We start from the raw sequence: 14,990 nt of genomic DNA, 5'->3' as shown, positions 1-14,990 counted from the left end.
TGACTACTTGTTTTGACTATCACGAAGTGAGGCGGTACACATGCTTCTTGACAAAATCAATACCCCCTCTGATATAAAGCATTTGTCGGTGGAACAACTCAATCAACTCGCAGAGGAAATTCGTCAGTTCTTGATCGAGAACTTGGCGACGACAGGCGGGCACTTCGGCTCCAATTTGGGAGCTGTGGAATTAACGCTGGCTCTGCACCAAATTTACGACTCTCCCCGTGACAAGATCATCTGGGACGTAGGGCACCAAGCCTACGTACACAAGATCCTGACGGGACGAAAGCACCTCTTCCCGACTTTGCGCAAATTCAAGGGGATGTCTGGCTTCCCGAAACGCTCCGAATCGGAGCACGACATGTTCGATGTCGGGCATGCCAGCACCTCAATCTCGGCCGCGATGGGCTATGCATCAGCCCGGGACATCGCGGGCGAAGACCACAAAGTCATCGCTGTGATCGGCGACGGCTCGATGACCGGCGGGATGGCGTTTGAAGCGCTCAACCACGCCGGACATCTCGGAACAGATATGCTCGTCGTCCTCAACGACAACGAGATGTCGATCGCACCGAACGTCGGAGCGATTTCCCACTATCTGACCAAACTGCGCGTCGATCCGTCCTATTCGTCGCTCAAGAAGGACGTCGTGAACTTCTTACATAAGTTCGGCGACCTTGGGGACAAAACCACGCGCCTGATCGACCGCTTCAAGGACTCTTTCAAGTCCTTCCTCGTGCCGGGCATGCTGTTTGAAGAGTTCGGGTTTACCTACCTCGGCCCGATCAACGGACATGACTTGCCGACGCTTTTGACCTATATGCAACGCGCCAAACAGACCAAGGGTCCGGTGCTTCTGCATGTTGTCACGCAAAAAGGCAAAGGCTATGCCGTCGCCGCCGATGCGCCCGACAAAATGCACTCCGTCTCCAAAGGCTTCAACGTCGTCAAAGGCGATGCGCCGAAAGTTGTCAAACCGGCACCGCCGCAATACCCGAACTTGTTTGCCGACACGATGATCGAGTTGGCCGAGCGGGACCCGGACATCGTGGCGATTACGCCGGCGATGTTGCCGGGCTCGGGTCTGATCAAGTTCCAAGAAGTGTTCCCGGAGCGTTGCTTCGACGTCGGGATCGCAGAGCAACACTCGGCGACGTTTGCCGCAGGTCTTGCATGCGGGGGCAAAAAGCCGGTGCTCGCGATCTACTCGACGTTCCTGCAGCGTGCGTACGACCAAGCGATTCACGACATTGCCATCCAGAACTTGCCCGTGACGATTGCCATCGACCGCGCGGGTCTGGTCGGCAACGACGGCGAAACGCACCAAGGCGCTTTTGACATCGCATTCTTGCGTTGCGTCCCGAACTTCACGATCATGGCACCGAAGGACGAGAACGAATTCCGCCAGATGCTCTACACCGCGGTCAACCACGCCGGCCCGATTGCGATGCGTTATCCGCGCGGCGGCGGTCTCGGTGTACAGATGGACACGGAATTCAAAGCACTTCCGATCGGCAAGTCGGAAACCGTTCGCGAAGGCAAGGACGTGGCGATTCTCGCGCTCGGGTCGATGGTTCACGTTGCGCAGAAAGCTGCAGAAGCCCTCGTTGAGAGCGGAATTGATGCGAAGGTTGTCAACATGCGTTTCGTAAAACCGCTGGACGAGGAACTCTTGCTCGACCTCGCCAAGCAGGGGATGCGCATCGTTACGATCGAGGAAGGTTCGACCCAGGGCGGTATGGGGAGTGCAGTCATGGAATTTTTTGCACTGAACCGCATCTACGGCATGGAGATCTACCCGATGGGTCTGCCGGACCTGTTCGTGGAACACGGAGACCCGCAACAACTGCTCGACCACGTCGGCCTCAACGTCGATTCGGTGGTGGAACTGGTCAAAACCATGGCGCCGCTCAAACAGAAGCGCGCGTAACCATAGCTTCATAGCTGTACAGAGCGGGCGGGACGCATGTCTTGCCCGTTTTTAGTGAACGGTAACAAGAGACAAATCATTGATGACAGAGGGTATGACATGAGTGCTAAGGAACGGTTAGATGTACTGTTAGTGGAACAAGGCCATTATGATTCCCGCGAGCGGGCCAAAGCGGCCATCATGGCGGGACTGGTTTCCGTCGACGGAGAACGTGTCGACAAAGCGGGCACCAAAATCAAAGTGGAAGCGAAGATCACCGTCAAGGGAGACTTGCATCCGTACGTCTCACGCGGCGGTCTCAAGTTGGAAAAAGCGCTCGCCGCTTTCAACGTCTCGCTGGTGGACAAAGTCGTCGTCGACATCGGCGCCTCCACGGGGGGATTCTCCGACTGCGCGCTGCAAAACGGAGCGAAGCAAGTCTATTCCATCGACGTCGGCTACGGCCAACTGGCGTGGAAAGTGCGCAACGACCCGCGTGTAATCGTCATGGAGCGCACCAACTTCCGCCATCTGCAACCCCAAGACCTCAAGGGAGAGACACCGCAAGTGGCGGTCATGGACGTTTCGTTCATCTCGATTCGACTCTTGCTGCCGGTGATCTCGAATATTTTAACGGAAGACGGTCAACTGCTCTCCCTGATCAAGCCGCAGTTTGAAGCAGGTCGTGACCGTGTGGGCAAAAACGGCATCGTCCGCGACCCGGAGGTACACCGTGACGTGCTCGTACATACGTTGGGAACGGCTGTGGCGCAAGGCTTCCGCGTTGTCGACATCACCTTCTCGCCCATCACGGGCGGGGATGGGAACATTGAATTTTTGGCGCACTTGACGAAGGTTGGGAACGGCCTGTCTCCGGAGGAACTGACGGAGAAAATTCAGGGAGTTGTTCAAGATGCGCATTCTTCCTTAGAACGATAAAAAGGAATTCTTATTCAAGACAGCGAATGCTTGTTAAGAATGTGAAAGCCTGTCTACAGAATGGAGGGCATCCTTTATGAAGACAATCGGATTGGCGGTCAACCCCACCAAGCCAACGGCGATTCCGGTCACCCAAAACTTGGTGGAGATCATTGAACGCCACGGGGCACACGTGTTTGTCGATGAGGAATCGGCGGAGAAGATCGGACGCCCGGAACTTGGAATTCCGCAAAGCGACTTTCCGAGCCGAGTCGAAATTCTCTTCGTATTGGGCGGGGACGGCACCATTCTGGGATTTGCCCGCCAGTTCGCCAAGACGGGCTTGCCGATGCTTGGCATCAATCTGGGACACCTCGGCTTCCTCTCCGAAGCGGAGCCCAAAGACATGGAGAACGCGGTCCAGCGGGTCTTGGCAGGAGACTACTGCTTGGAGGAGCGCTTGATGCTGGAAGCGCAGGTCATCCGCGGGGGTCAGGTCTTGCACGAAGCGGTGGGTTTGAACGACGTGGCGATTGCCAAAGGGTCGTTTGGCCGGATGGTGACCAATCGCGTGTTCGTAGACGACATGTACGTGGACCAATACACGGGCGACGGTTTGCTCGTTTCCACACCGACGGGTTCCACGGCGTACTCGCTCTCTTGCGGGGGACCGGTCGTTTCTCCGCATATCGACGTGATCGTGCTGACTCCGATCTGTCCGCACACCTTGCATTCGCGGCCGATGGTCATCGCCGCCAACCAAGAAGTGCGAGTGGAAGTGGAAGCGACCCACGATGAATTGGTGCTCTCAGTTGATGGACAGCTTTTTTATGAATTGGAGAATCACGACGTGATCCGTGTCCGGCAAGCCGGGTACAAGACCACGTTGATTAAATGGCGCGATAGGGAATTTTTCGATGTACTACGCCGCAAATTGCACGTCGCGACGTGAGAGAAAGGGTTCGATAGAGAATGAAAGGCCAACGCCTGTTGAAAATTCGTGAGATCATTACCGGGCAAGAGATCGAGACACAGGAGGACCTGGTGGAGCAACTCCGCGCCGCCGGTTTCCAAGTCACCCAAGCGACAGTCTCGCGTGATATCAAAGAACTGCACCTCGTCAAGACCCCAACTCCGAACGGCACCTACAAGTATTCGTTGCCGGCCGAACCGACGTACAATCCGGAGCAAAAATTGCGCCGGATGTTGCTCGACTCCTTTGTGTCGATCGACCGGGCCGAAAACCTGATCGTCATGAAGACACTGCCGGGGAACGCACACGCGGTCGGCGCCATCGTGGATGCGTTGGACTGGTCGGAAGTGCTTGGCACCATCTGTGGAGATGACACGATCTTGATCATCACCCGATCCACCGAGATCGCCCCGAGTATCGTCAATCGATTCCTCTCCTACGTCTAGGGGGTTTTTTTCACCATGTTGATGGAGTTGACCGTGCGCAACTTTGCGCTGATTGAAGAAGTCCACCTGTCCCTCGAACCGGGATTGAACATCCTGACGGGGGAGACGGGTGCCGGGAAATCCATTCTGCTGGACGCCATGAGCCTCATCTTGGGGGGCAGAGCCTCGTCCGACACCGTTCGGCAAGGCGCTGCGAAAGCCACCATCGAGGCTCTTTTTGCCGTTCCCGTATCGAATGAGTTTCGAGAATTGTGTGAGGAGTACGGCATCGACCTCGACGACGAGGGCGTGCTGGTTTCCCGCGAGCTTTCAGCGGCGGGCAAGAACGTCTGCCGCGTCAATGGCCGCATGGTCACCGTGCAGATGCTCCGTCGATTTGGGCAATACTTGATGAGCATGCACGGACAGCACGAGCACCAGACGCTGACCGACCCGCGGGAGCAGATCGCCCTGATCGACGCATTTGGCGGCGAAGACCTGTTGGCGCTGCGTGCGGCGGTCGAAGCGAGTTTCCGCGACTTCCGTGTTGCGCGGCAAAAAATTCGCGAGGCGCGCCTTGGCGAACAAGAGCGAATCCAGCGTCTCGACATCGTGCGTTTTCAACTGCAAGAAATCCAAGAAGCCAACCCGCGCCCCGGCGAAGACGTGGAACTTGAAGAAGAGCGCAAGCGTCTGGCGCACGCTGAAAAATTGTTTGCCGCCGCCAATGCTTCCTATGATCGACTCTACAGCGGCGAGGGGCGCAACTCATCGGCTTTGGATCAACTCAACCAGACCATCGTCGATTTAGATGGAGCCGTCCGCTATGACGAGTCGCTCGCACCGACGCTTGAGTTGATTAAAACGGCACTTCTCCACGTCGAAGAAGCTGCGCATAGTTTGCGCGATTACCGAAACGAAGTGGAGTTCAACCCGAACAAATTATCCCAACTGGACGATCGTCTGAATGTCTTGCGCCGCCTGCGGAAAAAATATGGAGACACGGTCGAGGAGATCCTCGTCTACCGGGACAAGTTGCTTCGCGACCTCGAAGCGTTGGAGAACCACGAAGAGAACTTGGAACGGTTGTCCCTTGAGTTGGAGCGAGCGGGCAAAGGGCTTGCCAAAAACGCGGTCGCTCTCTCCAAAGCGCGACGCGCGGCTTCCGAACGCCTCGCCAAAGCGGTGATGAAGGAACTGGGCGAGCTGATGATGCCAAACACCCAGTTTGCGATCAGCTTCACGCAGATTCAGGAAGAAGACGGATTGCCGATCGGCGAACGCCGCGTCCATGTGACGGAAGCGGGAATCGACAGGGTCGAGTTCCTTTTCTCCCCGAATGTGGGTGAATCTCTGCGTCCGCTTGCCAAAATTGCATCGGGCGGCGAACTCTCGCGCACGATGCTGGCGCTCAAGACGTTGCTCGCCGATGCGGACGATGTGGGCACGCTGATTTTTGACGAAGTAGATACCGGAATCTCCGGCCGGGCTGCCCAAGCCGTGGCGGAGAAACTGGCCGTCGTCTCCCAGTCGCGGCAAGTGATCTGCGTCACGCACTTGGCGCAGGTGTCGGCGATGGCAGACACGCACTACTTAATCGAAAAAAGCATGGAGGACGGTCGCACTCGAACCGCCGTGTATGCGTTGGACGACGACCTGCGCGTGCAGGAACTCGCCCGCATGATCTCAGGGCTTGAACTGACGGAAACTACGCTACGCCACGCCTCCGAAATGTTGGAACGCGCCCGGAAATTTAAAAGTTGAAGGTGGGTTCAATGGCAGATGTTTCGCAGGATACGACATCTGTCAGGGAGGCATAGTAGAACCATCACTTCAAAGAGGTGTAGACACGGGAAGAAAGGGGAGGGTGAGATGGTTGACTAGACACACTCGCAGGAAACTAACAGGTCTCTTGGTTGCAATCCTATTCGTCGCCATGTGTTGGTTTACACCCATTCATCAGCTCGCAAGCATTCCCCAGGAACTGCGCATCTTGCAAGGCGCACACGCCGCACTCGATCTCGGAATGAAGTCGTTCGCCACGGTGACGACGTCGCAACCGGACGTCATCTCCGTCTCCGGAACTCCGAAATCGGCGGTTTCCCACCTCAATCAACCTCTACAGCTCGATTCCGGCAAAACCGGCACCGCCGACCTAAAAGTAAAACTGTTCGGTCTGATTCCGGTCAAGTCGGTCCATGTGAACGTGGTCCCGGACCTAAAAGTCGTCCCCGGCGGCCAGTCGATCGGCGTCAAACTCAAGTCCTCCGGCATCATGGTAGTTGGCTACAACTTGGTCAAAGCGGGCAAAGACTCCATCTCGCCCGCCGAGCAAGCGCAAGTCAAAGTCGGTGACATCATCACCGCCATTGACGGCACCACCGTCAAATCGGTCGAGCAAGCTGCGGAGTTGATCAACAAAGCAGGCAAGACCGGCAAGCCGATGGAATTCACGATCAAACGGCAGAAGGAGCAGCTCAAACTCAAAGTGAAGCCGCTCTATGACAAAGACAGCGACATCTACCGTATCGGCCTCTACATCCGCGACTCGGCAGCCGGTGTTGGTACCCTCACGTTCTACGCGCCGGATCAGAAAAAATTCGGTGCCCTCGGTCATATCATCACCGACGTGGACACCGGTCAACCGATCGGCGTAGGCGAAGGCCAGATCGTCCACAGCTCCGTCACCTCGATTGACAAAGGCGAAAGCGGTTCCCCAGGGGAGAAGCGCGGGATCTTCATCGACGAAGACAAAGTCCTCGGATCGATTACCCGCAACTCCGACTTTGGTGTCTTCGGCAACATGAACAACCTGCCGGACAACGCCAAAATCTCCAAAGCGATGCCCGTCGCCCTCGCCGAACAAGTTCATGAGGGGAAAGCCTCCATCCTCACCGTCGTGGACAGCCAAAAAGTCGAGGAGTTCGACATCCAGATCGTCAACGTCATGAAACAAAAGTATCCCGCCACTAAATCGATGGTCATCAAAGTGACAGACAAGCGCCTGTTGGAAAAAACGGGCGGCATCATCCAAGGGATGTCTGGCAGCCCGATCCTCCAAGACGGAAAAGTCGTCGGCGCCGTCACCCATGTATTCGTCAACGACCCCACGCAAGGCTATGGGGTGTTCCTCGAATGGATGCTCAACGAAGCAGGAATCGAGACCAAGACAAAGGTTAAATCATAAAAAGTACACCTATCCGGATATCGGGTAGGTGTTTTTTTATTTTTTGGTTCACAATTTTTTATCGAAGTGAAGGGTTGCTAACGTTTCCATCGTCTATATGCCTATAACAGAAAGAAAGTGGGGAGTAATTCGTGTCGTTTTTTACTAAGTTTTCGCTGAAAAACCCTGTCGCGATCGTGATCTTGTGCCTCTTGATCGCCGTCGGCGCTGTGTTTTCGGCAACCAAGTTCCGTCAGGAACAACTGCCTGACGTTGACCTTCCGTCGGTCACCGTGCAAGCGATCTATCCGGGAGCGTCTCCGAATGACGTCCTGAACCAAGTCACCGTACCGCTCGAAACTGTGCTGCGCAATGTGGAGGGCGTCAAGAACGTCACCTCCCAATCGCAGAACAACTTCGCGATGATCACACTTGAATTCAGCTTCAAAGACAACATGGAAGACAAAAAGAAAAAAGTCGAGGACGCCATCACCAACGTCAAGCTCCCGACAGAAGTTGAACATCCGAAAGTTTCCTCGTTTGGCACTTCAAACCAAGCGATCATCTATTCCGCCGTACAAGTCAAAGGCAACACGTCCCAAGAAGAACTCAACGACATCGTACAAAACCGCATCCTCCCGCAACTCAAATCTGTAGACGGCGTTGCCGACGTCAAAGCGAGCGGCCTCACCGATACGGGCGTGTACATCCAGCTCAATACGGACAAAATGAAAGAGAAGCACCTCTCGTTCAACATGATCCAACAGGTGCTGCAAGCCAACAACCTCAGCATTCCGCTTGGGGAAGCAACTCTGAACAAAACCAAAGAGCCGGTCATCATCACCGGCAAAGTGGATTCCGTAGACAACTTGAAAAACGTCGTCCTCTCACCGGAACCGAACAAAGTGGTTCTCGGGGACGTCTCCGATATCAAAAAAGGCAAGGACGTCAACATCATCTCCCGCACGAACGGCGCGCCGTCCATCGGGATCGACATCTACAAAGCCTCTTCCGCAAACACCGTTGCCGTTTCGGAAAAAGTCCTCGAATCCTACAAAGCGTTCGATGACGAAGGCAAAGTCCAGACGCTGATCGAGTACGACCGCTCGGCGGACGTCAAGGAATCGGTATTCTCGATGGCGCGTGAGGGCGGCCTCGGGGCGCTTTTCGCTTCGATCTTGATCCTCCTGTTCCTGCGCAACGTGCGCGCAACGATCATCGCCATCGTTTCCATTCCGCTGTCGATCATGATCTCGCTGATCACCTTGAAGTATTTTTCCAATGTCACCTTGAACATCATGACGCTCGGCGGGATGGCCGTCGCAACCGGACGGGTGGTCGACGACTCCATCGTCGTCATCGAGAACATCGTTCGACGCCTGCAAACCGAGAAAATTTCCAAAGACCTGCTGCTTTCGGCCACTCGTGAAGTCGGGGGCGCAATCACTGCGTCGACCGTCACCACTGTCGCCGTATTTGCACCGCTGGGTCTCTTGCAAGGCATCTCCGGCGAGTTCTTCGCTCCGTTTGCTCTGACCGTTGCTTCCTCTCTGGTCGCATCGCTGATCGTCGCTCTGACCGTCGTGCCGCTTCTGGCATGGGGCTTGATGCGCAAGCGAGTTCCGAAGGAGCATGAAATGGAGTCCGGCATGGCACGCACCTACAAGCGCGTGCTGAACTGGTCCTTGAACCACAAAGCAACCGTCCTGATTCTCTCCGTCCTGCTCTTCGTGGGCACGTTGCCGTTGACGCAACTCGTCGGCGTCACGTTCATGCCGGAGACGGAAAATAAATTCCTGTTCGCAACCGTCGAGATGCCAAAAGGCACTTCGCTTAGCACCGTCGATGAACTCTCCCGCAAAATCGACGAAGAATTCCGCAACAACCCGGCAGTGGAAACGACCCACGTCGGCGTCGGCCAACAGAACGGGCAAACGGTAGAACCCAACTACGCAAACTGGTTCCTCAAACTTAAGTCTGACACCGACACGAAGCAACTCATGGCAGACATGAAGGCGAAGATCAAAGTCGAAGAAGGCTCCAAGTTCGACATGTACGACGGCAACGGCGGCGGCGCAAGCGCGGGTCTCGACATCACCGTCACCGGCGGAACCGCAGAAGACCGCAAACAAGCGACCGAAGACATCACCGCCGCAGTCAAGAAAATCGAAGGCACCTCCAACGTCAACAACAACCTGCAAGAAGGTTCCAAAGGCGTGCAACTGCAAGTCCGCACCGAAGACGCCCTCAAAAACGGCTTGACCGTCATCCAAGCGTCCTCGATGCTGCGCCCGTACCTCACCGAGAGCCAAATCGGCAAAGTCGGTGACGGCAAGTCTGCGTCCGACCTGTTCCTGACGCTCAAAGGCAATTCGCTGACGACGCTGGGTGAGATCGGCAAGATGACGCTCGACCTGCCGACCGGCAAACAAATTCAAGTCAAGGACATCGCAGATGTAACTCAAGTCCAGCTGCCGGGCAAGATCCAGAACAAAAACGGCGACGAGTACTCCTCCGTCACCGGCACGATCACGTCTGCAGACGCCAATGCTGTCAACACAGCGATAACCGACGCGCTTGCGGCGATGACGCTTCCGTCCGGAGTGAAATACTCGATGGGCGGTTCTACGGAAGACATTCAAAACATGATGTCCGACATGATGCTCGCGATGTCTGTCGCACTCGGGATGGTCTACATCGTCATGGTCATCTCGTTTGGAGAAGGCCGCGCACCGTTTGCGATCTTGTTCTCGCTGCCGTTCGCATTGGTCGGCGGTCTGCTTGGCACGATCGTGATCGGCGAACCGATTTCGATCTCCTCGCTGATCGGCTTCTTGATGCTGATCGGGATCGTCGTCACCAACGCAATCGTTCTCATCGACCGTGTACAGCACCAGATCAAAAACGGTCTCTCGATCCGCGAAGCCTTGCTGGAGTCCGGCGGCACTCGTCTGCGCCCGATTCTCATGACGGCGATTGCGACGATCTTTGCGCTGGTTCCGCTGGCAGCAGGGATTGGCAGCGGTTCGATCATCTCCCGCGGTTTGGGGGCGGTCGTCATCGGCGGTCTGGTCACGTCGACCCTGCTGACGCTCATCGTCGTACCGGTCATTTTCGAACTGCTCAACTTCCGCAAAGCGCGTGCAGAGCGTCGCGACACGGTGGCAAAAGTAGCCCTATAAGATGGAAAAAAGACGGCATCCTCTCGGGTGGCGTCTTTTTTTTGAAAGACTTTTCGACAAAAAGGCGGGGGTTTGGGTCGGATTCGACTCTGTAAAAGGGTCAAAAGAGGTTGTGAGGTTGTTTTGAAGGGGAAATTTGTTGAAAATGGTCAAAATCTTTATCGTTCCAAAATGGAGGAATAAAAATGGCTTTGTCGAAATATCTTCCTGTCAGAAACCATTGAACGCACTTACCTAAGGGGGTTCCCATACAGTGAAACAAATCAAAGTGATGATTGCGGATGATAACCGTGAATTCGCCGAGCTGTTGAAAGAGTTCGTAACGGAGCAACGTGACATGGAAGTTGTCGGCGTTGCGTACAACGGCAACGAAGTTCTGGAAATGCTGGAACAACAGCAACCGGATGTCATCATCCTCGACATCATCATGCCGGTGTTGGACGGCATCGGGGTCCTGGAGAAAATCCAAGGGATGAGCCTTTCCTTCGACCCGAAAGTCATCATGTTAACGGCGTTTGGCCAAGAGAACATCACCAAGCGCGCCGTGGAGTTTGGGGCGGCGTACTACATCCTCAAACCGTTTGACATGGACGTCCTCGCCAACCGCATCCGCCAAGTGGTGCGCGTACCGGGCACGGGAGCACCGAAGCAGCAAGTGATGATGACGCGCGGCAAGAACGTCGACGCTTCGATCACCAACATCATCCACGAGATCGGCGTTCCGGCGCACATCAAGGGCTACCACTACCTGCGTGAAGCGATTGGCATGGTGTACAAGGATGTCGAGATCCTCGGCTCGATCACGAAGATCCTCTACCCGAAGATCGCCGAGAAATACAACACCACCCCGTCCCGCGTCGAACGCGCCATCCGCCACGCGATCGAAGTCGCTTGGGGCCGCGGGAACGTGGACTCGATCCGTGCGCTGTTTGGGAACACCGTCAACGTAGGGAAGAGCAAGCCGACGAACTCGGAGTTCATCGCGATGGTTGCGGATAAGCTGCGGATTGAGGCGAAGATTTCGTAATCTTCTCGAAGCCTTGTCAGATAAGGGAAATTGGCGGTACGGCAATCATAATTCGTAATTGTGACAAGCCAATAAATACGATTTTGAGCCTATAAACTTATTCCATCTCACCCAATGAATATAAAATTCATTGGGTTTGTTTGTTGGGGCGTGATGGAGGATGTCCGATGAAAATGAGCGAATTCGATTTCTACATAGAAGACTTTCTGCTGTACTGCCAAAACAAAAATTTGTCCCAAAAACGCTCTCCTCTTACGAGCAATCGCTGGGATTGTTTTTCGCCTACCTGACCACCGAACACGGAGTAGAACGTCTCAGAGAAGTGCGGACAGGACATATCAGGCAGTACATCGCCTACGTACAGGAGCGTGGCAAGTACACGGTTGTCAATCGCGATGCCAGTATGCAGATCAACCACCCTGAGGATCGAACAGACTACAAAAAATAAGTTTTCAGCGTGACTATCAACAACTACCTAAGAACTGGCTACATGAAGCGCGAGAAGTCATCAAGATTCCGTTTGACAAGGTGAACAACTACATTCAGTTCGAAGACAGAAAAGCGGAGTGTCACCAGAAGAGTTCAATAGGCTTTTGGAACAATTCGACTACACGACATGCCACGGGTACAGAATAAAGATAGTTGTTTTGCTCCTACAGGACACAGGGATGCGCATTGGCGAGTGCTTGGAGATCGAGGTTGACCAGACCTCAACGTGAAAAACACAGGCTCCTGCTCAGTAAAGGGAAGTTTTGCAGCGTATCTGAACTAATATTTTTGATTTTAAAAACGATCCCCCTTGCGTTAAACAGCAAGGGGGATCGTTTTTTAAAATCAAATGCTTCGCGGTGTGTTAACTTTACTTAAGTTCCATTGTGTAACACATTTGGGAGTTGTCACCGGTTTGTTTGACCACTTTGATATAGTAATCGGAACCGGAGGTCACCGAGAAACTATAGGGGGAGGAAGACGCTTGGAAGCCGACCGAGCCTCCAGCCAGTTGGGTACCGGTTCCTTGGTAGAGACTCCAACCAATGCTGCCCGGAGCCTGTGGGAGAATGTCGAGAGATACCGTACCGGTTGTGTTGGCATGGAATTTGTAGTAGTCCACATCCTGAGAGTTATACAAGAAGTAGCTGTTCAATCCGAGGTTCACCGATGTAGCTTGTGCGAACGAGTCGTTCGGCTCGTTGGCATCAAGATTCTCAAAGGAAATGTTATAGTACGAACTTGAAACTGTACTCGTCGGGAAGTACTTGACGTAATATTTGCGGCCAGCAGTCACGCTGAATTGGAACGGTGTTGAAGTTGCATCACTGCCACCGCCACCGATCGTGCCTCCAGCAAATGATTTACCGAGATCATCATATATCGAAAAGTTAGCTGCTGCGTCGCCCGGCTGCGTAAGGGTGATGGTCGCCACCCCGTTCTTGGTTGCGTTGTATGCATAGTAGTCAACATCGGATGTGGTAGCTAAAACTGCATTGTAAAAATGCCCGTCTGCGATGGAGTACGCTTGAGCTTGGGTGTTGTTTACTTCCCCAGTGTCATAGTGGCCCATCACGAGTTGGTATGGATTGGCGGAGACATTGCCGTTGCTATAAATCTTGATGTAGTACGGAGTCTGGATTGTCGAGACGTTGAACGCCAGGGTGAGAGGTCCCCCTGTTGAGGACGTGCTTCCTGCAGTCATAACAGTGTTGTTCGGGTCAATGACCTGGACGTTGTAGACGTTGCCATCATTGGGCGGCGTAAAGGTGAAGGTCTGCGTGCCTGTGAAAGAGCGATAGTACTGGTAATAGTCTACATCCGTGCCAGTGGACAGGTAGGAAGTATAGGTGGTGTCGGCTGACACATAGTAAGCTTGTGCCTTCGTGTCATTCGGCTCGTACGTGTCGGTTGATGCGACGGCTGGGTACGAAGCGAGCGTTGTCGTCAAGATTGTGGTAACGACCAGAGGAAACAATTTTTTGGGCATCGTAAATTTACACCTCTTATGGAATTTTTTACTTCTGATACTCATTATGGGATATCATAATGATTTTGTAAATATTTTTCTTTTTTGGAAATACCCTTTCCTCCATTAAGTTCCTTCTGATTTTAATTACTGCTATTCTTGTAGCAACATCAATTGCAAATACAAAAAAACAAACGAAGCTGTTTTCGAAGATCATTTTTGTAACCTACAAAAGCTGATCCGCATCCACCTGACTGGACACAAATAGCACGCCGTCATTCGTTGCGATGGTCGCGGATAAGCTGCGGATTGAGGCGAAGATTTCGTAGTTGTTGATTCGTCAAGGGTTCTAGGCATATCGCACTCATCTACTTTTAATTGTGAAAAGCCGACAAACCCATTTTGGAACCGATAAACTTTTTCCATCTCACCCGATGAATCTTTTGATTCGTTGGGTTTTTTGTTGGGCGGGAGATAGGGGAATGTACAGTGAAAATGAGTGAGTTTGATTTCTACCTTGAAGACTTCCTGTTGTACTGCCAGAACAAAAATCTGTCTGCTAAAACCCTTTCTGCCTATGAACAATCCCTCAAGTTGTTCTTTGCCTAGCTGAAAAACGAACACAGCGTAGAACTCCTCCGTGAAGTCCGTACAGGGCATATCCGTCAGTATATGGCGTATGTGCAAGAAAGAGGGAAGTATACGGTTGTCAATCGAGAAGCGTCTAAACAGATCAACTTCCCTGAAAACAGAACTGACTACAAGAAACAGGTATCGAGCGTGACGATCAATAATTACCTTCGCAACATCAAGGTCTTTTTCAAATGGCTCCACCAAGAAGGTGAACTGATCAAGAACCCCTTCGATAAAATAGAAAAATTACATTCGATTCGCAGACAGAAAAGCGGTGTCAGTCAAGAGGAGTTCAATAGGCTCCTCGACCAGTTTGACTACACGACATTTCACGGATATCGGAACAAGATCATTGTCATGCTCTTACAGCACACTGGAATGCGAATCGGTGAGTGTCTGGAAATCGAAGTTGAGCAAATCGACTTCAAACACAGGATGGTTCTCTTGACTAAAACCAAGGGGAAGAATGAGCGGTATATCTACTTTTCAATGGTCATGCAAAGGGAGCTTCGGCAATACTTGAAGCTCAAAGATCGTCATACGGAAACAACACTCCTGTTTCCAACAAAACGAGGAACCAAGTTGACGATACTGTCATTTGAGAAGCAACAATAGGAGGCGGGGAACATGGTCGCGGACAAGCTACGGATTGAGGCGAAGATTTTGTAAGTAAGGCAAGGCTATTGTACGTGTGAGGTTTTTTTGAGAACGCTCCACTTCATGGGGTTCCAAGAACCGTGAGGAGGAGTGTTTTTTCATGTCCGATTTTGAGTTCCAGTGTATCTGGAAATCTAAAA

The 14,990-nt window shown here is 53.2% G+C and carries 13 protein-coding genes; 11 read left to right on the top strand and 2 right to left on the bottom strand.

Annotated features, from left to right (window positions below; genetic code table 11):
* Positions 1 to 40: 40 nt before the first annotated feature.
* The 8 genes from dxs to spo0A all read left to right on the top strand — a co-directional run bounded on the left by dxs (position 41) and on the right by spo0A (position 11,603).
* The gene (dxs, locus tag JJB07_RS15925) at positions 41 to 1,933 is read left to right on the top strand and encodes a 1-deoxy-D-xylulose-5-phosphate synthase (RefSeq protein WP_201636760.1); all 1,893 of its coding nucleotides are present in this window, start codon (positions 41 to 43) and stop codon (positions 1,931 to 1,933) included.
* A gap of 99 nt (positions 1,934 to 2,032) precedes the next feature.
* The gene (locus tag JJB07_RS15920) at positions 2,033 to 2,851 is read left to right on the top strand and encodes a TlyA family RNA methyltransferase (protein WP_201636758.1); all 819 of its coding nucleotides are present in this window, start codon (positions 2,033 to 2,035) and stop codon (positions 2,849 to 2,851) included.
* Positions 2,852 to 2,927: 76 nt separating this feature from the next.
* A complete protein-coding gene (locus tag JJB07_RS15915; RefSeq protein ID WP_201636756.1) occupies positions 2,928 to 3,782 on the top strand; it encodes an NAD(+)/NADH kinase in 855 nt (284 codons plus the stop codon).
* Positions 3,783 to 3,802: 20 nt separating this feature from the next.
* On the top strand, positions 3,803 to 4,249 hold the full coding sequence (gene ahrC / locus JJB07_RS15910) for a transcriptional regulator AhrC/ArgR (protein ID WP_201636754.1): 447 nt from the start codon (positions 3,803 to 3,805) through the stop codon (positions 4,247 to 4,249).
* Between the two features lie 15 nt (positions 4,250 to 4,264).
* Positions 4,265 to 5,992 (top strand): DNA repair protein RecN, encoded by a 1,728-nt coding sequence (recN, locus tag JJB07_RS15905; RefSeq protein WP_201636752.1) that lies wholly within the window; start codon positions 4,265 to 4,267, stop codon positions 5,990 to 5,992.
* A 112-nt stretch (positions 5,993 to 6,104) separates the two neighbouring features.
* Positions 6,105 to 7,415, top strand: coding sequence for a SpoIVB peptidase (gene spoIVB, locus JJB07_RS15900; protein WP_201636750.1), 1,311 nt, complete (start codon positions 6,105 to 6,107; stop codon positions 7,413 to 7,415).
* Positions 7,416 to 7,546: 131 nt separating this feature from the next.
* The gene (locus tag JJB07_RS15895; RefSeq protein ID WP_201636748.1) at positions 7,547 to 10,576 is read left to right on the top strand and encodes an efflux RND transporter permease subunit; all 3,030 of its coding nucleotides are present in this window, start codon (positions 7,547 to 7,549) and stop codon (positions 10,574 to 10,576) included.
* Positions 10,577 to 10,829: 253 nt separating this feature from the next.
* Positions 10,830 to 11,603 (top strand): sporulation transcription factor Spo0A, encoded by a 774-nt coding sequence (spo0A, locus tag JJB07_RS15890; protein WP_201636746.1) that lies wholly within the window; start codon positions 10,830 to 10,832, stop codon positions 11,601 to 11,603.
* A gap of 45 nt (positions 11,604 to 11,648) precedes the next feature.
* On the opposite strand, the gene JJB07_RS24530 is transcribed toward spo0A, so the two are convergent.
* Entirely contained in the window at positions 11,649 to 11,765 is a 117-nt protein-coding gene (locus tag JJB07_RS24530; protein ID WP_430727231.1) for a hypothetical protein, read from the bottom strand.
* Here JJB07_RS24530 and JJB07_RS24045 point away from each other — a divergent pair.
* Entirely contained in the window at positions 11,764 to 12,051 is a 288-nt protein-coding gene (locus JJB07_RS24045; protein ID WP_236588136.1) for a site-specific integrase, read from the top strand. The genes JJB07_RS24530 and JJB07_RS24045 overlap by 2 nt on opposite strands.
* Before the next feature lie 118 nt (positions 12,052 to 12,169).
* Positions 12,170 to 12,322: a tyrosine-type recombinase/integrase gene (locus JJB07_RS24040; protein ID WP_347338359.1), complete on the top strand. Its 153-nt coding sequence runs from the start codon at positions 12,170 to 12,172 to the stop codon at positions 12,320 to 12,322.
* A 140-nt stretch (positions 12,323 to 12,462) separates the two neighbouring features.
* Here JJB07_RS24040 and JJB07_RS15875 read toward each other — a convergent pair whose 3' ends face one another.
* Positions 12,463 to 13,581: a hypothetical protein gene (locus JJB07_RS15875; RefSeq protein WP_201636744.1), complete on the bottom strand. Its 1,119-nt coding sequence runs from the start codon at positions 13,579 to 13,581 to the stop codon at positions 12,463 to 12,465.
* 651 nt (positions 13,582 to 14,232) lie between these two features.
* On the opposite strand from JJB07_RS15875, the gene JJB07_RS15870 reads away from it, so the two are divergent.
* Positions 14,233 to 14,808 (top strand): tyrosine-type recombinase/integrase, encoded by a 576-nt coding sequence (locus JJB07_RS15870; RefSeq protein WP_236588134.1) that lies wholly within the window; start codon positions 14,233 to 14,235, stop codon positions 14,806 to 14,808.
* Positions 14,809 to 14,990: the final 182 nt, after the last annotated feature.

It is taken from the genome of Tumebacillus amylolyticus (assembly GCF_016722965.1).
In the GTDB taxonomy this organism is placed as follows: domain Bacteria; phylum Bacillota; class Bacilli; order Tumebacillales; family Tumebacillaceae; genus Tumebacillus; species Tumebacillus amylolyticus.
Note: the sequence above shows the minus strand (reverse complement) of the source record. Positions and strands in the feature narration are given on the sequence as shown.